General features: G+C 43.2%; 19 protein-coding genes. All 19 read left to right on the forward strand.

Going from position 1 to position 21,867, the window contains the following annotated elements; genetic code table 11:
• The first annotated feature begins 76 nt into the window (after positions 1-76).
• The 19 genes from pyrH (at position 77) to pnp (ending at position 21,852) form a co-directional block, all read left to right on the forward strand.
• The gene (gene pyrH / locus B9L23_RS06515; protein WP_089097080.1) at positions 77-799 is read left to right on the forward strand and encodes a UMP kinase; all 723 of its coding nucleotides are present in this window, start codon (positions 77-79) and stop codon (positions 797-799) included.
• A 2-nt stretch (positions 800-801) separates the two neighbouring features.
• The gene (gene frr, locus B9L23_RS06520) at positions 802-1,359 is read left to right on the forward strand and encodes a ribosome recycling factor (RefSeq protein ID WP_015863476.1); all 558 of its coding nucleotides are present in this window, start codon (positions 802-804) and stop codon (positions 1,357-1,359) included.
• Between the two features lie 140 nt (positions 1,360-1,499).
• On the forward strand, positions 1,500-2,276 hold the full coding sequence (locus B9L23_RS06525) for an undecaprenyl pyrophosphate synthase (RefSeq protein ID WP_089097081.1): 777 nt from the start codon (positions 1,500-1,502) through the stop codon (positions 2,274-2,276).
• Positions 2,277-2,281: 5 nt separating this feature from the next.
• Positions 2,282-3,076 (forward strand): phosphatidate cytidylyltransferase, encoded by a 795-nt coding sequence (locus tag B9L23_RS06530; protein ID WP_015863478.1) that lies wholly within the window; start codon positions 2,282-2,284, stop codon positions 3,074-3,076.
• Between the two features lie 20 nt (positions 3,077-3,096).
• A complete protein-coding gene (gene dxr, locus B9L23_RS06535) occupies positions 3,097-4,242 on the forward strand; it encodes a 1-deoxy-D-xylulose-5-phosphate reductoisomerase (RefSeq protein ID WP_089097482.1) in 1,146 nt (381 codons plus the stop codon).
• Between the two features lie 18 nt (positions 4,243-4,260).
• Positions 4,261-5,520 (forward strand): RIP metalloprotease RseP, encoded by a 1,260-nt coding sequence (gene rseP / locus B9L23_RS06540; RefSeq protein ID WP_062753357.1) that lies wholly within the window; start codon positions 4,261-4,263, stop codon positions 5,518-5,520.
• A gap of 76 nt (positions 5,521-5,596) precedes the next feature.
• Positions 5,597-7,300: a proline--tRNA ligase gene (locus B9L23_RS06545; protein ID WP_062753355.1), complete on the forward strand. Its 1,704-nt coding sequence runs from the start codon at positions 5,597-5,599 to the stop codon at positions 7,298-7,300.
• Positions 7,301-7,418: 118 nt separating this feature from the next.
• On the forward strand, positions 7,419-11,726 hold the full coding sequence (locus B9L23_RS06550) for a PolC-type DNA polymerase III (RefSeq protein ID WP_015863482.1): 4,308 nt from the start codon (positions 7,419-7,421) through the stop codon (positions 11,724-11,726).
• A gap of 330 nt (positions 11,727-12,056) precedes the next feature.
• Entirely contained in the window at positions 12,057-12,530 is a 474-nt protein-coding gene (rimP, locus tag B9L23_RS06555) for a ribosome maturation factor RimP (RefSeq protein ID WP_062753353.1), read from the forward strand.
• 24 nt (positions 12,531-12,554) lie between these two features.
• Positions 12,555-13,703, forward strand: a complete 1,149-nt coding sequence (gene nusA / locus B9L23_RS06560) for a transcription termination factor NusA (RefSeq protein WP_015863484.1) — start codon at positions 12,555-12,557, stop codon at positions 13,701-13,703.
• A gap of 12 nt (positions 13,704-13,715) precedes the next feature.
• Complete coding sequence (gene rnpM / locus B9L23_RS06565; RefSeq protein ID WP_015863485.1) at positions 13,716-14,006, forward strand: RNase P modulator RnpM; 291 nt, start codon at positions 13,716-13,718, stop codon at positions 14,004-14,006.
• Entirely contained in the window at positions 13,996-14,298 is a 303-nt protein-coding gene (locus B9L23_RS06570; protein ID WP_015863486.1) for a YlxQ family RNA-binding protein, read from the forward strand. Before rnpM ends, B9L23_RS06570 begins: the two co-directional genes overlap by 11 nt.
• 19 nt (positions 14,299-14,317) lie before the next feature.
• Positions 14,318-16,516: a translation initiation factor IF-2 gene (gene infB / locus B9L23_RS06575; RefSeq protein WP_062753351.1), complete on the forward strand. Its 2,199-nt coding sequence runs from the start codon at positions 14,318-14,320 to the stop codon at positions 16,514-16,516.
• Positions 16,513-16,791 carry a DUF503 domain-containing protein gene (locus B9L23_RS06580; RefSeq protein ID WP_015863488.1) on the forward strand — a complete coding sequence of 93 codons (279 nt, stop codon included), beginning with the start codon at positions 16,513-16,515 and terminating at the stop codon, positions 16,789-16,791. Before infB ends, B9L23_RS06580 begins: the two co-directional genes overlap by 4 nt.
• Positions 16,792-16,806: 15 nt before the next feature.
• A complete protein-coding gene (rbfA, locus tag B9L23_RS06585; protein ID WP_015863489.1) occupies positions 16,807-17,187 on the forward strand; it encodes a 30S ribosome-binding factor RbfA in 381 nt (126 codons plus the stop codon).
• Between the two features lie 75 nt (positions 17,188-17,262).
• Positions 17,263-18,171 carry a tRNA pseudouridine(55) synthase TruB gene (truB, locus tag B9L23_RS06590; protein WP_015863490.1) on the forward strand — a complete coding sequence of 303 codons (909 nt, stop codon included), beginning with the start codon at positions 17,263-17,265 and terminating at the stop codon, positions 18,169-18,171.
• 39 nt (positions 18,172-18,210) lie between these two features.
• Positions 18,211-19,194, forward strand: a complete 984-nt coding sequence (gene ribF / locus B9L23_RS06595; RefSeq protein WP_089097082.1) for a bifunctional riboflavin kinase/FAD synthetase — start codon at positions 18,211-18,213, stop codon at positions 19,192-19,194.
• 90 nt (positions 19,195-19,284) lie between these two features.
• Complete coding sequence (gene rpsO, locus B9L23_RS06600) at positions 19,285-19,554, forward strand: 30S ribosomal protein S15 (RefSeq protein WP_062753346.1); 270 nt, start codon at positions 19,285-19,287, stop codon at positions 19,552-19,554.
• 159 nt (positions 19,555-19,713) lie between these two features.
• Positions 19,714-21,852, forward strand: a complete 2,139-nt coding sequence (pnp, locus tag B9L23_RS06605; protein ID WP_062753344.1) for a polyribonucleotide nucleotidyltransferase — start codon at positions 19,714-19,716, stop codon at positions 21,850-21,852.
• Positions 21,853-21,867 lie beyond the last annotated feature (15 nt).

Genomic DNA, 21,867 nt, shown 5'->3' on the forward strand with positions numbered 1-21,867 from the left:
ATGTGGCATTTTCTTTGCGATGTTTCCTTGGAAATAAACGTTTTTTCGCTTTTAATTAGCTGCATGGAGGTTTGACATGGAAAAGCCAAAGTATAAGCGAGTTGTATTAAAATTAAGCGGTGAAGCGTTAGCTGGTGAACAAGGATTTGGTATTAATCCTTCGATCATTCAATCCATTGCAAAACAAGTAAAAGAAGTCGCCGAACTCGGTGTTGAGATTGCGATCGTCGTCGGCGGCGGCAATATATGGCGCGGAAAAACGGGAAGCGAGATGGGAATGGATCGCGCCACAGCGGACTATATGGGAATGCTCGCAACGGTGATGAATTCACTGGCGCTTCAAGATAGCCTCGAAAATCTCGGCGTCGAAACGAGAGTGCAAACATCCATTGAAATGCGGCAAGTTGCTGAACCTTACATACGAAGAAGAGCGATCCGCCATTTGGAGAAAAAACGTGTCGTTATTTTTGCAGCAGGAACAGGAAATCCATATTTTTCAACAGATACGACTGCCGCATTACGTGCTGCTGAAATTGAAGCAGACGTTATTTTAATGGCAAAAAACAACGTTGACGGTGTATATAGCGCTGACCCGAAAGTCGATGAAAACGCGGTAAAATATGATGAACTATCCTATTTAGATGTTATTAAACAAGGATTAGGCGTGATGGACTCTACTGCTTCATCGTTATGTATGGATAACGATATTCCGTTGATTGTTTTCTCCATTATGGAAGAAGGCAATATAAAACGTGCCGTTCTTGGTGAAAATATAGGAACAATCGTAAGGGGGAAATAAAGATGGTACAACAAATTATCAATACTGCAAAGGAAAAAATGGACAAAGCTGTTCAAGCGTTCACTCGTGAGCTTGCGACCATTCGCGCAGGAAGAGCAAACCCGAGTTTATTAGAAAAAGTAACAGTTGATTATTACGGCATGCCTACACCAATTATCCAGCTGGCAAGCATCAGCGTTCCGGAAGCGCGGTTGCTCGTCATCCAGCCGTATGATAAATCGGTTATAAAAGATATTGAAAAAGCGATTTTATCTTCTGATTTAGGATTAACGCCATCCAACGATGGGTCAGTCATTCGCATCACCATTCCGCCATTAACAGAAGAACGTCGCCGCGAGCTAGTGAAGCTTGTCAAAAAATATTCGGAAGATGCGAAAGTTGCTGTTCGTAACATCCGCCGTGATGCAAATGATGAGTTGAAAAAGCTTGAGAAAAACGGGGAAATTACGGAAGACGAATTGCGCGGTTATACAGATGATGTTCAAAAGCTTACCGATGACCATATCGCAAAGATTGATGCGATTACGAAAGAGAAAGAAAAAGAAGTTATGGAAGTGTAATGAAATAGGAAAGACCCTCTATATACATGGAGGGTTTTTTTGTTATAATGAAAAGGCAAAATGAGACGGAAAAAATAGCTGTTTTGAAACTAGCTAGCCGCATGGCACATTAATAATAAAAATCAATACGGAGGACTAGTATGTTTAATAAAATTTGGAAAAATAAAGAGGATGAGCCATCCTCTCCTCTTGTTTACACAAAAGAAGAAATAATGCGAAACCCAATCCCGAAACATGTGGCCATCATTATGGATGGGAATGGGAGATGGGCGAAAAAACGCGCATTGCCGCGGGCGGCAGGCCATTATGAAGGCATGCAAGTCGTTCGCAAAATTACTCGTTTTGCCAACGAACTTGGCATAAAAATATTATCATTATATGCATTTTCGACAGAAAATTGGAAGCGGCCGAAAAGCGAAGTAGATTATTTAATGAAGCTTCCAGAACAATTTTTAACGACATTTCTTCCTGAATTGGCAGAGGAGAATGTCAATGTTCGCGTGATTGGCCATATCGAGCAGCTTCCTGAGCATACGCGGCGGGCGGTAGAGAGAGCCATTCACGAAACAAAGGAAAATACAGGGTTGATTCTTAATTTTGCTTTAAACTACGGAAGCCGTGCGGAAATTACATATGCGGTGCAACAGATTGCCAAAGAGGTTCAAAAAGGCCGGCTATCTCCGGAGCAAATTACAGAAGAATTAGTGTCTTCCTATTTAATGACAAAAGATTTAACGGATCCAGATTTACTCATCCGTACAAGCGGAGAAATACGTTTAAGCAATTTTATGTTATGGCAGCTCGCTTACACTGAATTTTGGTTTACCGATGTGTTATGGCCAGATTTTACAGAGCAACATTTATTAGAAGCGATTGCTGCTTTTCAAAAGCGTAATCGCCGGTTTGGAGGAGTTTAAACAAGATGAAGCAACGGATCATTACTGGAGTCATTGCCGCCGCACTGTTTTTACCGATTGTTATTTTTGGCGGATTTCCGTTTATAATAGTAACATATATATTGGCAACGATTGGGCTGTTTGAATTATTGCGCATGAAACGTCTTCGCGTGTTTTCTAAAGAAGGAATCATTGGTTTCCTGCTTTTATGGGGGCTTCTTATTCCAAAAGCCTACACCAATTGGCTCGAGTCCTTCAATATAACGAAAATCGAATTATTAGTAGTTGCCGTATTATTGTTGCTTATATATACGGTGGTGACAAAAAACGCATTTACATTTGAAGAAGCAGGATTTATATGTTTATCCATTCTTTATGTTGGCTTCGGGTTTTATTATTTCATGGAAACCCGCTTTATTGGTTTAGCGTATATGGTTTATGCTTTATTTACCATATGGGCGACAGATACGGGAGCGTATTTTATCGGTCGAGCATGGGGAAAACGCAAGCTTTGGCCGGAAATTAGCCCGAATAAAACCGTAGAAGGCTCGATTGGCGGAATTGTTTGTGCGGTTGTTGTTGCCATTATATATCAACTATGTACAAACCTTTTTGACAGTTTTGCCCTTTTAATTGTGATGACGATTGTTCTTTCCATATTTGGTCAATTAGGGGATTTAGTCGAATCCGCATTTAAACGGTATTATGGCGTGAAAGATTCAGGAAATATTTTGCCGGGTCATGGCGGTATTTTGGACCGCTTTGATAGTTTATTATTCATTTTGCCGATTTTACACTTTTTCATCAATGCAGCGTTATAAGGGAGTTAGGAGTGAAGGAATTGAAATATATTAGTATATTAGGGGCGAGTGGTTCCATCGGCACCCAGACGTTGGATATTATTCGTTCCCATCCAGATGAGTTTCAATTGACAGCAATATCGATTGGAAAAAATGTGGACATGGCGCGAGCGATTATTGAAGAGTTTGCTCCTCGGCTTGTCGCTGTTGCTGAGGCGGACGCTTATGAGAAGCTTCGCAGCGAATACGCAGGAAAAGTGAAAATCGTGTTTGGCGAGGAGGGATTAATTGAAGCAGCGGCTTTCCCAGAGACGGATATCGTTGTGACAGCCGTTGTTGGAAGCGTAGGTCTTGTTCCGACACTAAGAGCTATTGAAGCAGGCAAAACGATTGCATTAGCGAACAAAGAAACACTTGTAACAGCAGGGCATATTGTAACAGCAGCCGCTAAAAAACAAGGCGTTTCTTTATTGCCAGTTGACAGCGAACACTCGGCAATTTTTCAATGTTTACAAGGAGAAAAACGAAACCGTGTGGAAAAAATTATTTTAACAGCCTCCGGCGGCAGCTTTCGTGATAAAACAAGGGAAGAATTAAAAAACGTAACAGTGAAAGAAGCGTTGCGCCATCCGAACTGGTCGATGGGAGCAAAAATTACGATTGACTCGGCGACAATGATGAACAAAGGGTTAGAAGTTATTGAGGCGCATTGGCTTTTCGAGTTGCCATATGAGCAAATTGATGTGTTATTACATCGTGAAAGCATCATTCATTCGCTCGTTCAATTCCGTGATACAAGCGTGATCGCCCAGCTCGGAATGCCAGATATGCACGTACCGATTCAATATGCTTTAACATACCCTGAACGCTTGCCGCTAGCCAATGCGAAACCGCTTGACTTAGCAGAAATTAGCACATTACACTTTGAGCGGGTAGACTTTGAGCGTTTTCGTTGTTTACAATTAGCATATGAAGCAGGAAAAGCGGGCGGGTCGTTGCCAACGGTGTTGAACGCAGCGAATGAAGAGGCAGTTTCCGCCTTTTTGCAAGGCCGTATCGCATTTTTAACTATTGAGGAATATATTGAACGTGCACTAGAGCGGCATGAATTCGTAAAAGAACCATCGCTGGAGGAGATTCGTGAAATTGATGCGGAAACCCGCCGGTACGTTCGGTCACTACTATAAAAAAAGGTGGTTGAAACATTGGAAACGATCATTGCGTTTATTGTGATTTTCGGTGCGCTTGTGTTTTTCCACGAACTTGGCCATTTGATTTTCGCTAAGCGCGCGGGAATTTTATGCCGTGAATTTGCCATCGGCTTCGGTCCAAAAGTATTTTCATTTAAGAAAAACGAAACCGTATATACGATTCGTTTGCTCCCATTAGGCGGTTTTGTCCGCATGGCCGGTGAAGACCCGGAAATGATCGAAATTAAACCTGGGCAAGTCGTCGGATTAGAACTAGATCGCGATGGCAACGTCGACAAAATTATTGTCAACCATAAAGACGACTATCCAAATGCGAAAATAATTGAAGTAGAACAAGCAGATTTAGAACATCAGATGTACATTACCGGCTATGTGGATCAAAATGAAGATCGCCTCGAACGATTTTCCGTGAACGAGCCAGCCTTTTTCGTCGTCGACCATCAAGAAATTCAAATTGCTCCGTATCATCGTCAATTTGCCGCGAAAACGTTAGGGCAACGGACGATGGCGATTTTAGCAGGACCGCTTATGAATTTTGTGTTGGCATTTGTTGTATTTTTGTTAATCGGATTGCTTCAAGGATATCCGGTTGACAAACCGATAATCGGCGAACTGACAAAAGACGGCGCGGCAAAAGAAGCGGGCCTCAGGCAAGGTGACATCGTTCTTTCGATCGATGACGAACCGGTCAAGACGTGGACGCAAGTCGTTGATATTATTCGTGCCCATCCAGAAGAGGAATTGCTTTTTAAAATACAACGGAATGGAAAAATTATGGATATTACGGTAACGCCTGACGCGAAAACAGTACAAGGAGAAACGATTGGTCTTATTGGTGTGTACGGGCCTATGGAAAAATCGGTTTTCGGCTCATTAAAACAAGGAGTCATTGAAACGTATTATTGGACGAAAGAAATTCTTGTTGGTCTCGGACAGTTAGTCACTGGTCAATTTAAGCTCGATATGCTATCGGGACCGGTTGGCATTGCCGTTTCAACTGGAAAAGTGGCAGAATCGGGAATTTACTATTTAATGAAATGGGGAGCGATTTTAAGCATTAACCTTGGTATTGTCAACTTATTGCCGCTTCCTGCGCTTGATGGTGGGCGATTGCTCTTTTTCGCCGTCGAAGCGCTGCGCGGCAAACCGATTGACCGCCAAAAAGAAGGAATGGTTCATTTTATCGGTTTTGCCCTTTTAATGCTATTAATGCTTGTTGTTACATGGAATGACATTCAAAAGTTTTTCCTATGAAAAGTGAAGGAAAGATGGGAAGTCTTCTTCCTTCTTTCCTTGAACAAAAGAGATAGAGAAAAAGAGGTGCGAGAAGATGAGACAAAGTCAGTCATTTATCCCAACATTGCGTGAAGTGCCTGCAGACGCAGAAGTGAAAAGCCATCAGCTGTTGTTGCGCGCTGGATTTATTCGACAAAGCGCAAGCGGTGTATATACGTTTTTACCGCTTGGCCAGCGCGTATTGCAAAAAGTAGAGGCGATCATTCGTGAGGAAATGAATCGTGCCGGAGCGATCGAATTGCTCATGCCGGCGCTGCAGCCAGCGGAATTATGGCAGCAATCCGGCCGCTGGTATTCGTACGGTCCGGAGCTTATGCGCCTGAAAGACCGTCATGAACGCGATTTTGCGCTTGGACCGACGCATGAGGAAATAATTACGGCGCTTGTGCGTGACGAAGTGAAAACATATAAGCGCCTGCCGCTTACGCTTTATCAAATTCAAGTAAAATTCCGTGATGAAAAACGCCCGCGCTTCGGTTTATTACGCGGCCGTGAATTTATTATGAAAGACGCCTATTCGTTCCATACGTCACAAGAAAGTTTGGATGAAACATACAATAAAATGTATGAAGCGTATTCGAACATCTTCCGCCGCTGTGGTTTAAATTTCCGCGCCGTCATTGCTGATTCCGGAGCGATTGGCGGAAAAGATACGCATGAATTTATGGTATTATCGGAAATCGGTGAAGATACGATCGCCTATTCCGATGCTTCTGATTACGCGGCAAATATCGAAATGGCCCCTGTTATTACTACATATGAAAAAAGCGATGAGCCGCTTCGCAAATTGGAAAAAGTGCATACACCGGGGCAAAAAACAATAGAAGAAGTAGCTTCCTATTTACAGGTGACGCCAGAAAAATGCATCAAGTCATTGCTCTTTAAAGTGGATGACCGTTACGTACTTGTACTTGTCCGCGGCGACCATGAAGCAAACGATGTAAAAGTGAAAAACTTATTTGACGCATCGGTCGTAGAGCTGGCAACACCGGAAGAAACGAAGCAAGCAATGAACTGTGAGGTCGGTTCGCTCGGTCCAATCGGTGTTAGCGAATCTGTTACCGTCGTTGCCGATCACGCGGTAAAAGCAATTGTCAATGGTGTATGTGGGGCGAATGAGGAAGGATATCATTATATTGGCGTCAATCCAGAGCGTGATTTTACTGTTTCTGAATATGCAGATTTACGTTTTATTCAAGAAGGAGATCCGTCTCCAGATGGAAAAGGCACGATTCGCTTTGCCCGCGGCATTGAAGTTGGCCACGTGTTTAAATTGGGCACGCGTTACAGCAAAGCGATGAACGCGACTTATTTAGATGAAAATGGACGTTCGCAAACGATGATTATGGGTTGCTACGGCATCGGCGTTTCCCGGTTAGTGGCTGCGATTGCCGAGCAATTTGCCGACGAAAACGGTCTTGTGTGGCCGGCATCAGTTGCTCCTTTCCACGTCCATCTTATTTCGGTGAATGCAAAAAATGAGGAGCAGCGTCAGCTTGCTGACGAATGGTATGAAAAGCTTGGACAAGCCGGCTTTGAAGTATTATATGATGACCGTCCGGAGCGCGCTGGCGTCAAATTTGCCGACAGCGATTTAATCGGAATTCCAATTCGGGTGACAGTTGGAAAGCGCGCTAATGAAGGAATTGTAGAAGTAAAAGTGCGCCAAACAGGCGAGTCAATGGAAGTGTCTGTAGACGAACTGATCGACACGATTCGACGTCTTTTACAACAATAAATATAGATTTTGAAGGGCTGTGCTGGTGAAAAGTAGAAATGTTACTTTTCAGACAGCCCTTCTGTTATTATATTAGGAGAGATGTGTAATCATTTTGAGAGGGGAAAGGATCGACGTCATGTTAACGAACGAGCAAAAAGAGCGATTTCAAGTGTTGTTGCAGCAGCTTGAATTGACGTCTGACGAATTTGTTCCGTATTTCTCTGAGGCAGGCATTCAAAAGCTTGTCATTGAAAAGGAGAAAAAATGTTGGCATTTCTATTTTTTGCTGCCGAAAATTTTGCCTTATCAGGTTTATCAACTGTTTACACAAAAGCTTGTTCATGCGTTCCATCATATCGCAAATGTGAAATATACAATACAAACGATCGATTCCCATTTTACGGAATCGGATGTGCGTGACTATTGGACGCTCTGTTTGCAAGAGTTGCAAGAAGGGGTCTCGCCGCTTTTATCGTTGCTTCATGAGCAAGTTCCGACTGTAAAAGGAAATAAACTATATGTTACTGCTCGCAATGATGCAGAAGCAATGGCGGTGAAGCGCCGCTTCGCCAAAAAAATAGCTGAAGTATATCAATCGTTTGGTTTTCCGCTTTTGCAGCTGGAAATAGAAGTCAAACAGTCAGAAAAAGATTTTGAGCAATTTATAGCGCAAAAACAGCAAGAAGATGCGGAACGTGCCTTAGCGGCATTAACGGAGATGACGAAAGAAACGAAATCGGAAACAGCGGGCAATGCGCCGGCAGGGCCGCTTATTATCGGTTATCCAATTAGAGAAGAAGAGGAAATTCGCACGCTAGACAGCATCGTCGAAGAAGAACGCCGCGTCGTTGTACAAGGATATGTGTTTGACGCGGAGATCAATGAGTTAAAAAGCGGACGGACGTTATTAACACTAAAAATCACCGATTATACAAACTCGATTTTAGTAAAAATGTTTTCACGCGATAAAGAAGATGCCGCACTGATGGCGGATGTAAAAAAAGGAATGTGGGTAAAGGTAAGAGGGAGTGTGCAAAATGATACGTTCGTCCGTGACCTTGTCTTAATCGCCAACGATATAAACGAAATAAAGGCGAAAGAACGCCAAGATACCGCTCCGGAAGGAGAAAAACGGGTGGAACTTCATTTGCACACGCCGATGAGCCAAATGGATGCGGTCACTTCCGTTACGAAGCTCATTGAACAAGCAAAAAAATGGGGCCACCCAGCGATCGCTGTTACGGACCATGCTGTTGTGCAGTCATTTCCAGAAGCGTACAGTGCCGCAAAAAAATACGATATGAAAGTATTGTACGGCGTCGAAGCAAACATTGTCGATGACGGCGTGCCGATCGCCTATAACGAAGCGCACCGCTTGCTTTCCGAGGACACGTACGTCGTCTTTGACGTGGAAACGACCGGTCTATCGGCGGTGTATAATACGATTATTGAACTTGCCGCTGTGAAAGTGAAGGACGGAGAAATTATCGACCGCTTTACTTCATTTGCCAACCCGCATCATCCGTTATCGATTACAACGATCGAGCTGACAGGCATTACCGATGACATGTTGAAAGATGCCCCAGATGTCGAAGAAGTGCTGCGCCAGTTTTACGACTGGATGGGCGATAGCATCCTTGTCGCACATAATGCTAGCTTTGACATTGGATTTTTAAATGTCGGCTTTACGAAACTCGGTCTTGGTAAAGTGACGAATCCGGTTATTGATACACTTGAATTAGCGCGGTTTTTATATCCAGAATTGAAAAATCACCGTTTAAACACGCTATGTAAAAAATTTGATATCGAGCTAACCCAGCATCACCGAGCGATTTACGATGCAGAAGCGACTGGGTATTTGCTTATGCGCCTATTAAAAGACGCGCAAGAACGAGGAATTTTATATCATGACGAATTAAATGAACGTTCGAAGGAAGAAGTGTCGTATCAACGATCCCGTCCGTTCCATGTGACATTGCTTGCGCAAAATGACATTGGATTAAAAAATTTATTCAAACTCGTTTCTTTATCACATGTGAAATATTTTTACCGGGTCCCGCGCATTCCTCGCTCAGTGCTTCAGCAGCATCGTGAAGGAATTTTAGTCGGTTCCGGCTGTGATAAAGGGGAAGTATTTGACAATATGATTCAAAAAGCGCCGGAAGAAGTCGAAGAAATCGCGAAATTTTACGATTTTCTCGAGGTGCATCCGCCGGAAGTGTACAAACCGCTGATTGAAATGGATTACGTAAAAGATGAAAATATGATCAAGGAAATTATCCGCAAGATCGTGATGCTCGGGGAAAAATTAAACATTCCTGTCGTTGCAACTGGAAACGTTCATTATTTAAATCCAGAAGATAAAATTTACCGAAAAATTTTGATTCACTCCCAAGGCGGAGCAAATCCGCTCAACCGTTATGAGCTGCCGGATGTATATTTTCGGACGACGGACGAAATGCTCAAGTGCTTCTCCTTTTTAGGAGAAGAAAAAGCAAAAGAAATCGTCGTTATGAATACGCAAAAAATCGCTGATCTTATTGGCGAGGTAAAGCCGATTAAAGATAAGCTGTATACGCCGCGCATTGAAGGGGCGGAAGAGGAAATTCGCGAAATGAGTTATCGGCGCGCCAAAGAAATTTACGGTGATCCGCTGCCGGAAATTGTTGAGCAGCGCTTGGAGAAAGAGTTAAAAAGCATTATCGGACACGGCTTTGCCGTCATTTATTTAATTTCCCATAAACTCGTAAAAAAATCGCTTGATGACGGCTACCTTGTCGGTTCGCGCGGATCTGTCGGCTCCTCTTTTGTCGCGACGATGACAGAAATTACGGAAGTAAATCCGCTGCCGCCGCACTATGTTTGTCCGAATTGCAAGCACTCGGAATTTTTCAATGACGGTTCGGTCGGTTCAGGATTTGACTTGCCGGATAAAAATTGTCCAAAATGCGGCACAAAATATAAAAAAGATGGGCATGATATTCCGTTTGAAACGTTCCTTGGCTTTAAAGGGGATAAAGTTCCGGATATCGACTTGAACTTCTCCGGGGAATATCAGCCGCGCGCCCATAACTATACGAAAGTATTGTTCGGAGAAGATAACGTATATCGCGCAGGAACGATCGGTACGGTGGCCGATAAAACGGCTTACGGTTTTGTCAAAGGGTATGCGAGCGATTTGAATTTGCAGCTGCGCAGTGCGGAAATCGACCGTCTTGCCGCGGGATGTACCGGGGTAAAACGGACAACCGGGCAGCATCCAGGAGGCATTATCGTCGTTCCGGATTATATGGACATTTACGATTTTACGCCAATTCAATATCCAGCTGACGATACGAGTTCCGAATGGCGCACGACGCATTTTGATTTCCATTCGATTCATGACAATCTTCTGAAGCTAGATATTCTTGGGCACGACGATCCGACGGTAATTCGTATGCTCCAAGATTTAAGCGGCATTGATCCAAAAACGATTCCGACGGACGATCCAGAAGTGATGAAAATTTTCAGCAGTACTGAATCACTTGGCGTCACGCCGGAACAAATTATGTGCAATGTCGGCACGCTCGGTATTCCAGAATTCGGAACGCGCTTTGTCCGGCAGATGCTTGAAGAAACGAAGCCAAAGACATTTTCCGAGCTGGTGCAAATTTCCGGCCTTTCCCATGGAACGGACGTCTGGCTTGGAAACGCTCAAGAGTTAATTCAAAACGGCACTTGCACCCTTTCTGAAGTAATTGGCTGCCGCGACGACATTATGGTTTATTTAATTTATCGCGGGCTTGAGCCGTCGCTTGCCTTTAAAATTATGGAATCGGTGCGGAAAGGAAAAGGGCTAACGCCGGAATTCGAAGAAGAAATGCGCAAACATGATGTGCCGGAATGGTATATTGAATCATGTAAAAAGATTAAATATATGTTCCCGAAAGCGCACGCTGCCGCGTACGTATTAATGGCGGTTCGCATTGCTTACTTTAAAGTGCATCATCCGCTTTTGTACTATGCTTCTTATTTTACAGTGCGTGCGGAAGACTTTGATTTGGACGCGATGATTAAAGGTTCTGCGGCGATTCGCAAACGCATCGAAGAAATTAATGCGAAAGGATTGAACGCGACGGCAAAAGAAAAAAGCTTGTTGACGGTATTAGAGGTCGCTTTAGAAATGTGTGAACGCGGATTCTCGTTTAAAAACATCGACCTTTACCGTTCACAGGCGACCGAATTCGTCATTGACGGCAATTCGCTTATTCCGCCATTTAACGCCATTCCGGGTCTTGGGACAAACGTGGCGCTCAACATCGTCCGTGCTCGCGAAGAAGGAGAATTTTTATCAAAAGAAGATTTACAGCAGCGCGGAAAACTTTCAAAGACGCTCATCGAATATTTAGAGAGCCGCGGTTGTCTTGATTCGTTGCCAGACCATAACCAGCTTTCCTTATTTTAAAGTCATCTTATCGCGTTGTCAGCGCTAAACAGATTAGCAAATAGGCTTTTCGTTTGTAACGGCATATAGCGCAAAACCGATGTCCCATTTTCAGCCGGACCTTAAAAAATCCATGACAAATAGGATCTCGTTTCGTTTTCCCATTGCAATATATTTTCCAATATGTTATAGTTTTAGTGGAAATGGTAAAGATAATGGGTAAGGAAAGAGTGGGGAAACCCACTCTTTCGTCTTGAATGGATGCCAATTGCTTTTCATTCCCCGCAGATTTGCAGGGGATTTTCTCGTTATAACGAACGGATGCAGTTTCTCTATGTTAGGAGGAAAAGAATGAGCAAAAAAGTGACGAATATAGTAGAAGAACTAGTCACTCCAATTCTTGCCGACATGGATTTAGAACTTGTGGATATCGAGTATGTAAAAGAGGGAAAAAATTGGTTTTTGCGTGTCTTTATTGATTCCGATAATGGTGTTGATATTGAACAATGCGGCATGGTGAGCGAAAAGTTAAGTGAAAAACTAGATGAAGTCGATCCAATTCCACACAACTACTTTCTTGAAGTTTCTTCACCTGGGGCGGAACGACCGTTAAAAAAACCGAAGGACTTTACAAAAGCGATTGGGAAAAATGTATATATCAAAACATATGAACCAATTGAAGGAGAAAAGGAATTTGAAGGCGAACTTATCAGTTTTGATGGAACAACAGTGTCTGTCACAGTTAAAGACAAAACTCGCAAAAAAACAATCGATATTCCGTATGAAAAAGTGGCGAGCGCAAGACTTGCTGTTATCTTTTTTTAATGGTAAAAGGGGGATTTTCGTTTCATGAATACACAATTACTCGATGCCCTAGCGGATATTATCCGTGAAAAAGGCATTAGCAAAGAAGTTGTGATGGAAGCGATTGAAGCGGCGATCATTTCTGCGTATAAACGCAATTTCGGCCAGGCGCAAAACGTACGGGTTGATTTAAATACAGAAACAGGAACGATCCGTGTATTTGCGCGTAAAGAAGTGGTTGATGAAGTAAATGATCCGCGCCTCGAAATTTCTTTAGAAGAAGCACAACGAATCAATCCGAATTATCAAATCGGCGATGTTCTCGAGTTAGAAGTAACGCCGAAAGATTTTGGCCGCATTGCGGCACAAACAGCGAAACAAGTTGTTACACAACGGGTGCGCGAAGCAGAGAGAAGCGTTATTTATGCTGAGTTTGTTGACCGTGAAGAAGATATCATGACAGGGATCGTACAACGTGTAGATCCTCGCTTTGTTTATGTCAGTCTCGGTAAAACAGAAGCGTTGCTGCCGGCTAGCGAACAAATGCCGAACGAAACATACAAACCGCACGACCGTATTAAAGTGTATATTACAAAAGTGGAAAAGACAACAAAAGGACCACAAATTTTTGTTTCACGCACCCATCCGGGATTGCTTAAGCGTCTTTTTGAACTGGAAGTCCCAGAAATTTATGATGGAACAGTAGAAATTAAATCCATTGCCCGTGAGGCGGGAGACCGCTCGAAAATTTCGGTGCATTCCGACAATCCGGAAGTGGATCCGGTCGGCGCGTGCGTCGGTCCAAAAGGGCAGCGGGTTCAAGCGGTTGTGGAGGAATTAAACGGGGAAAAAATTGATATCGTCCGCTGGTCTGCAGATCCTGTTGAGTTTGTCGCAAACGCATTAAGTCCGGCAAAAGTGTTGCGTGTAATCGTCAATGAAGAACAAAAAGCAACGACCGTAATCGTGCCGGATTATCAGCTGTCATTAGCAATCGGCAAACGCGGGCAAAACGCTCGGCTAGCAGCAAAGCTGACAAACTGGAAAATTGATATTAAAAGCGAATCGGAAGCGAGAGAATTAGGAATCGATCCATATGCGCAATCCACTTTTCTTGATTCAGAAGAGACATCGGTCAATAATGAAAATGACAGCAACCAATCATTCGATTTACAAGAAGAGAAAATCGAGTGAGGGGGGAGCGAGATGGCTGGTCAAAAGAAAGTTCCGTTGCGAAAATGCGTCGTGACTGGTGAAATGAAGCCAAAAAAAGAAATGATGCGCATCGTCCGCTCAAAAGATGGGGAAGTTTCCATTGATCCGACAGGAAAAAAGGCTGGTCGTGGCGCGTACATTACACTAGATAAAGAATGCATTTTACTAGCAAAAAAGAAAAATATTTTAGCCCATCATTTAAAAACGGAAATTCCTGATGCGCTGTATGATGAGTTGCTTCAGTTGGCAGAAAAGGAGACTGCTGCTGGAAATGAGCAATAACCGATGGGCATCATTATTGGGATTAGCGAATCGAGCACGGAAAGTAACTTCGGGTGAGGAGCTGACGGTCAAAGAAATTCGAAGCGGCAAAGCAAAACTCGTACTTTTAGCGGAGGATGCGTCAGAAAATACAATGAAAAAAATCAAAGATAAATGCTCTTCCTATGGCGTTCCGCTCCGTAAAGTGTCTGACCGTTATACGCTCGGGCATGCGATTGGAAAAGATGCCCGCGTCGTTGTTGCGATTATAGATGAAGGGTTTGCTAACAAACTACTGACGATGCTCGATTGATCTTTATGGGGGTGAATCTATGTCTAAAATGCGTGTATATGAGTACGCGAAAAAAAACAATGTACCGAGTAAAGACGTCATTCATAAATTGAAAGAAATGAATATTGAAGTTACCAATCATATGGCAACGTTGGAACCAGAAGTTGTCGAAAAGCTTGATCATACGTACAACAAAAAAAATGAGCGGCCGCAAGCTTCTGCTCCAAAGGAAAAACAAAAGGCGCCAGTAAAACCGAAAAATTATGTCGATGATTTTGATGACGAAGATGAAGAAGTAGTGAAAACAAAAGTTCCGAAGAAAAAAGCGGCAAACAAAAAGAAAGAAGGAAAAAAACACGATTTGCAATTACAGCAGCAAGAAAAGAAAATTTTCCATCAACAGAAAAAGAAAATTAAAGGGAAGGCAAAAGCGAAAGAACAGCAGCCTGTACAACAAGAGCAACCAATGAAGAAAGAAAAAGAGCTTCCTAAGAAGATTACGTTTGAAGGAACATTAACGGTTGCCGAACTAGCGAAAAAACTTGGGCGCGAACCTTCAGAAATTATTAAAAAGCTATTTATGCTCGGCGTTATGGCAACGATCAATCAAGAGTTAGATAAAGATGCGATCGAACTTATTTGTTCCGATTACGGAGTAGAAGTCGAAGAAAAAGTAGTCATTGATGAAACGAATTTTGAATCGATCGAAATTGTCGATGATCCTGAAGATTTAGTGGAACGTCCGCCGGTCGTCACGATTATGGGGCACGTTGACCATGGGAAAACGACGCTATTGGATTCGATTCGTCACTCCAAAGTGACGGAGCAAGAAGCAGGGGGTATTACGCAACATATTGGTGCATATCAAGTGACAGTTAACGATAAAAAAATTACGTTCCTTGATACGCCAGGACATGAGGCGTTTACAACAATGCGGGCAAGAGGAGCGCAAGTAACCGATATTGTTGTCCTCGTTGTTGCTGCGGATGATGGGGTGATGCCGCAAACAGTAGAAGCAATTAACCATGCGAAAGCGGCAAATGTCCCAATTATTGTTGCCATCAACAAAATGGATAAGCCGGATGCCAATCCAGATCGAGTGATGCAAGAATTAATGGAGTATAATCTTATTCCGGAAGAATGGGGCGGAGATACGATCTTCTGTAAACTGTCAGCAAAAACAGGAGAAGGTATTGACAATTTATTGGAAATGATTTTGCTTGTTAGCGAAATGGAAGAATTAAAAGCAAATCCAAATCGTCGTGCAACCGGAACTGTTATCGAGGCAAAACTGGATAAAGGCCGTGGACCAGTGGCAACGTTGCTTGTTCAAGCAGGAACGTTGCATGTCGGCGATCCGATTGTTGTTGGCTGCACATACGGCCGCGTGCGGGCGATGGTCAACGATACAGGGCGTCGTGTGAAAGAAGCAGGTCCTTCGACACCGGTGGAAATCACTGGTCTTCACGAAGTACCGCAAGCCGGAGACCGTTTCATGGTGTTTGAAGATGAGAAGAAAGCGCGGCAAATCGGAGAAGCGCGCGCACAAAAACAATTAATGGAACAACGCAACATGAAAGCTCGCGTTAGCCTAGATGACCTCTTTGAACAAATTAAACAAGGTGAAATGAAAGAATTAAATATTATTGTCAAAGCGGATGTTCAAGGATCGGTTGAAGCGCTGGTTGCTGCCCTGCAAAAAATCGAAGTCGAAGGAGTGCGCGTCAAAATTATCCATGCCGCTGTTGGCGCGATTACCGAATCGGACATTCTTTTAGCAACGACCTCAAATGCCATTGTCATCGGCTTTAATGTCCGTCCGGACGCCAATGCAAAACGCGTCGCCGAATCCGAAAAAGTCGACATTCGTCTGCACCGCATCATCTATAAGGTTATTGAAGAAATTGAAGCAGCGATGAAAGGAATGCTTGATCCGGAATATGAAGAAAAAGTCATCGGTCAAGCGGAAGTTCGTCAAACGTTTAAAGTATCGAAAGTTGGAACGATTGCCGGATGCTATGTGACAGATGGAAAAATTACGCGTGACAGCAAAGTGCGCCTGATCCGTCAAGGCATTGTCGTTTACGAAGGAGAAATCGATTCCTTGAAGCGCTTCAAAGACGATGTCAAAGAAGTGATGCAAGGATATGAATGCGGTTTGACGATTAAAAACTTCAACGATATTAAAGAAGGAGACGTTATTGAAGCGTACATTATGCAGGAAGTGGAAAGAAAATGATCGGCTTTGTCGCCTGTGAATGTGTAATTTATGATGCGCAATCATTAAAAGAAAAACGTGCTGTGTTACAACGAATAATGACACGGTTAAAACAAAAGTATAATATATCTATAGCCGAAATCGATCACCAAAACGTATGGCAGCGGACTACGCTCGGGATTGTCGCGATTACGTCCAATCGGGTGACAACCGAGCGGGAGCTGCAGCGAGCGCTTGCTTTGATCGATTCCTTTCCGGAATTGGAAAGAACGGTTACGACATTTGAGTGGTTTTAATCGAGGTGATTGGCAATGAATTTACGGGCTACACGTGTCGGTGAACAAATGAAAAAAGAATTAAGCGATATTATTGGTCGCAAATTAAAAGATCCACGTATCGGTTTTGTCACTGTTACTGATGTGCGCGTCACAGGCGACTTACAACAAGCAAAAGTGTATATAAGCGTGTTAGGTGATGAAGAACAACGCCAAAACACTTTAAAAGGGCTGGAAAAAGCAAAAGGATTTATCCGCTCCGAAATTGGGCAGCGCATTCGCTTGCGGAAAACACCAGAAATATTTTTCGAAATTGATGAATCAATCGAATACGGCAATCGCATTGAGCAATTAATCCGCCAAATTTCCACTGAGCACGAAGGCGGGAAAAAAGAAGAGGAAAACAAAGAGGAATAATGGATAGACAATTTGTCTATCCATTTCCATTATGTACATAATACATAAGTTATTTTACTAAGAAAGGGTGCGCAAATGGACGGAGTATTACTATTGCATAAACCGCCTGGAATGACATCACATGACTGTGTTGCACGCATTCGCCGGATGCTGCAAATAAAAAAGGTAGGGCATACAGGGACGCTTGATCCAAATGTATCGGGAGTATTGCCGATTTGCATTGGCAAAGCGACGCGCATCGCTGAGTTTTTAACAGGGGCTACGAAAACATATGAGGGGGAGGTTACACTAGGGATTGCTACGACAACGGAAGACAGCACAGGTGAAATCATCGCAAAACAAAAGGTAGACCGTGTTATTCCACGCGATGAAATCGAAGCGGTGTTCCGTCAATTGACGGGAGAAGTTGCGCAAACGCCACCAATGTATTCCGCGGTAAAAGTGAAAGGAAAGAAACTATACGAATATGCGCGTGCGGGCATTGAAGTCGAGCGGCCGACTCGCATTGTGACGATCCATGAACTAACATTGCTTGATGAAAGAGACGCGTTTGCAGGAGACATCGTTTCGTTTCGTTTTCGTGTCACTTGCAGCAAAGGTACATATATTCGTACATTAGCAGTGATGATCGGCGAACGTCTTGGCTACCCAGCCCATATGTCCGACCTTGTTCGTACTGCATCCGGTCCATTTTCCTTGCAAGATTGCGTCACATTTGAACAATTAGAGCAGTACATAGAGAGCGGCCAACTGAAGTCGATTTTACTGCCGATTGGCAAAGCACTTTTTCATTTGCCGAAATATGAAATAAATGATAAAGTAGCAGAGAAAGTAAAAAACGGAGCAATATTGCCGCTTCCAGCTTTTTTACAGTCGCTCGAGGGACCGGTATTAATGATAAGCAAGCAAAGAGAGGCACTTGCCCTTTATATAAAACATCCTACTAAACCTCACTTAATGAAACCGTTAAAAGTACTTCGATGATAAGGAAAGTTGCAAAAAAACAGAAGGTGATTAAAGAAAATGAAAACATTGTTTATTTCGCATCCCCATCATATAAAAAAAGAAAAGCTGCCCCCTACTGTTATGGCGCTTGGCTATTTTGACGGCATTCATCTTGGGCACCAAGAAGTGATTCGCACAGCAGTGAAAATCGCGGCGGAGAAAGGATATAAAAGCGCGGTAATGACGTTTCATCCCCATCCTTCTGTCGTGCTTGGAAAAAAGGAAAAACACATTCATTTGATTACGCCGCTAAAGAAAAAAGAACAGCTAATTGCCAAACTTGGCATCGATTTTTTATATATCGTTGAGTTTACTCCTGCGTTTGCACAATTGTTTCCACAACAATTTGTGGATCAGTATATTATCGGTTTTCATGTGAAACACGTTGTTGCCGGCTTTGATTTTACTTACGGGCGTCTTGGAAAAGGAACAATGGAGACATTGCCATTTCATTCGCGTGATCAATTTACGCAGACGGTGGTTCCAAAATTGAGCTTTGCTGGAGAGAAAATAAGCTCCACTTATGTTCGAAAGTTGCTGAAAAACGGAGAGGTAGAGCAACTGCCGCGCTTGCTCGGCCGCTTTTATGAAGTGGAAGGAACGGTTGTTAACGGCGAACGTCGCGGAAGAACAATTGGATTTCCAACGGCAAATATTGCGTTAAATGATGATTATTTATTGCCGGCCGTTGGTGTATATGCCGTGAAAGTAAAAATCGGGACGGACGTATTTGAAGGGGTGTGCAATGTTGGATATAAACCGACTTTTCACTCTACCCGTGAAGGCATGCCGAATATCGAGGTGCACATTTTCGATTTTGCGGAAGACATTTATGGGGAAACGATGACGATTGAGTGGCATATGCGCTTAAGAAGTGAGCAAAAATTTGAGAGCGTGGATGAATTAATTGCGCAAATCAAGCGGGATAAAGAAAAAGCGCAAGCATACTTTCGCAATTTCACCGAAAACACTTGCATTTTATCGCAAAAAGAGGTATTCTAATGAATGTATGCAAAATAACCATTGCTTGGCAAGTCGAGTCACCGACGCTTGCTAGGTAATTGGGGTTTATAAACGAGGAGGTGAATAAGGATGGCATTAACACAAGAGCGTAAAAGAGAAATTATCGAGCAGTTTAAAATTCATGAGAACGATACAGGTTCTCCGGAAGTGCAAATTGCTATCCTTACAGAGCAAATCAACAATTTAAATGAACATTTACGCGTTCATAAGAAAGACCATCATTCGCGTCGCGGATTGCTTAAAATGGTCGGTAAACGTCGCAATTTATTGACTTATTTACGCAATAAAGATATTGCGCGCTATCGTGAATTAATTAACAAACTTGGATTACGTCGATAAAAAAAAGCGGGAGCATTCCCGCTTTTTTGCTAGTTATATAAGCGATTTTTCGCTATGATTAATAAATAGGAACTGATACATTGCCAATGATTCGTCCATACTAACAGTATATACATTCGTTTATTTTCGATTTGTACATAGAGAGGAGTACTCGTTTATATGGAGCAAGAAAAACGCATTTTTTCCATAGACTGGGCTGGACGGCCGCTTGTCGTGGAAATTGGCCAATTAGCGAAACAAGCGAATGGAGCGGTATTAGTCCGTTATGGCGACACAGTGGTATTAAACACAGCAACGGCATCAAAAGAAGCAAAAAACGTCGACTTTTTTCCACTAACGGTCAACTATGAGGAGCGTCTTTATGCGGTTGGTAAAATTCCGGGAGGATTTATTAAGCGGGAAGGACGTCCTAGTGAAAAAGCGATTTTAGCAAGCCGTTTAATTGACCGGCCAATTCGTCCATTGTTTGCGGAAGGATTCCGCAATGAAGTGCAAATTGTTTCGATGGTCATGAGTGTAGACCAAGATTGTTCTCCGGAAATGGCGGCGTTATTCGGTGCGTCACTTGCCTTAACGATTTCGGATATTCCGTTTGAGGGACCGATTGCCGGTGTTACAGTCGGCCGTGTGGATGGAGAGTTTGTGATTAATCCGACTGTCGAACAATTGGAAAAAAGCGATATTCATCTTGTTGTTGCCGGCACGAAAGACGCGATTAATATGGTCGAAGCTGGAGCGGACGAAGTGCCGGAAGAAGTGATTTTAGAAGCGATTATGTTCGGACATGAAGAAGTAAAACGGCTGATCGCTTTCCAAGAGGAAATCGCCGCCCAAGTAGGCAAAGAAAAAATGGAAGTAGTTCTTTATGAGCTTGATCCTCAACTAGAAGCAGAAATTCGCCAACTGGCGGAAGAGGATATTAAACGAGCTGTTCAAGTGCCAGAAAAATTGGCGCGTGATGCAGCAATTGAGGAAGTAAAAGCTAGTGTCATCGCAAAATACGAAGAACAAGAAGCAGATGAAGAAACATTAAAACAAGTAAATGAAATTTTGCATAAACTTGTTAAAGAAGAAGTGCGGCGGCTTATTACCGAAGAAAAAATACGTCCGGACGGCCGTAAGATTGACGAAATTCGGCCTCTCTCCTCTGAAGTCGGCGTATTGCCGCGCACGCACGGTTCAGGGCTGTTTACGCGCGGACAGACGCAAGTGCTTAGTGTTTGTACGTTAGGAGCGCTTGGCGATGTACAAATATTGGACGGGCTTGGTATTGAAGAAACGAAACGGTTTATGCACCACTATAACTTCCCGCCATTTTCGGTTGGCGAAACAGGACCGATGCGCGGGCCAGGCCGCCGTGAAATTGGACACGGAGCGCTTGGAGAACGAGCGTTAGAACCGGTCGTTCCATCTGAAAAAGAATTTCCATATACCATTCGCCTTGTTTCCGAAGTGCTAGAATCGAACGGTTCGACATCTCAAGCTAGCATTTGTGCAAGCACGCTCGCGATGATGGATGCAGGTGTCCCGATTAAAGCACCGGTAGCGGGAATCGCGATGGGACTTGTGAAAAACGATGACAATTATACGATTTTGACAGATATTCAAGGCATTGAAGACCATCTCGGAGATATGGATTTTAAAGTAGCGGGTACGGCAAAAGGCGTCACCGCTTTGCAGATGGATATTAAAATTAAAGGCTTATCTCGTGAAATATTAGAAGAAGCGCTCCAGCAAGCGAAAAAAGGTCGTATGGAAATTTTAGAACATATGATGCAAACGATCCGCGAGCCGCGCAAAGAGTTGTCGAAATACGCTCCGAAAATTTTAACGATGCAAATTAATCCAGAAAAAATTCGCGAAGTCATCGGCCCAAGCGGAAAACAAATTAATAAAATTATTGATGAAACCGGCGTAAAAATTGATATCGAACAAGATGGAACAATTTTCATCTCGTCTGTCAACGAAGCGATGAACCAAAAGGCGAAGCAGATTATCGAAGATATCGTTCGCGAAGTCGAAGTCGGGCAAATTTATTTGGGTAAAGTGAAGCGCATTGAGAAATTTGGGGCATTTGTTGAATTGTTCAACGGCAAAGACGGTCTCGTTCATATTTCCGAATTAGCAGAAGAGCGTGTCGGAAGAGTGGAAGATGTCGTTTCGATCGGCGATGAAATTTTAGTAAAAGTAATGGAAATTGATAAACAAGGACGCGTTAATTTATCGCGAAAAGCAGTATTGCGCGAGAAAAAGGAAAAAAAAGGCAAACGTCCGGAACGGCATAGAATGAAGCCTTAGGATTTCGCTCCTTAA

It is taken from the genome of Parageobacillus galactosidasius (assembly GCF_002217735.1).
In the GTDB taxonomy this organism is placed as follows: Bacteria; Bacillota; Bacilli; order Bacillales; family Anoxybacillaceae; genus Parageobacillus_B; species Parageobacillus_B toebii.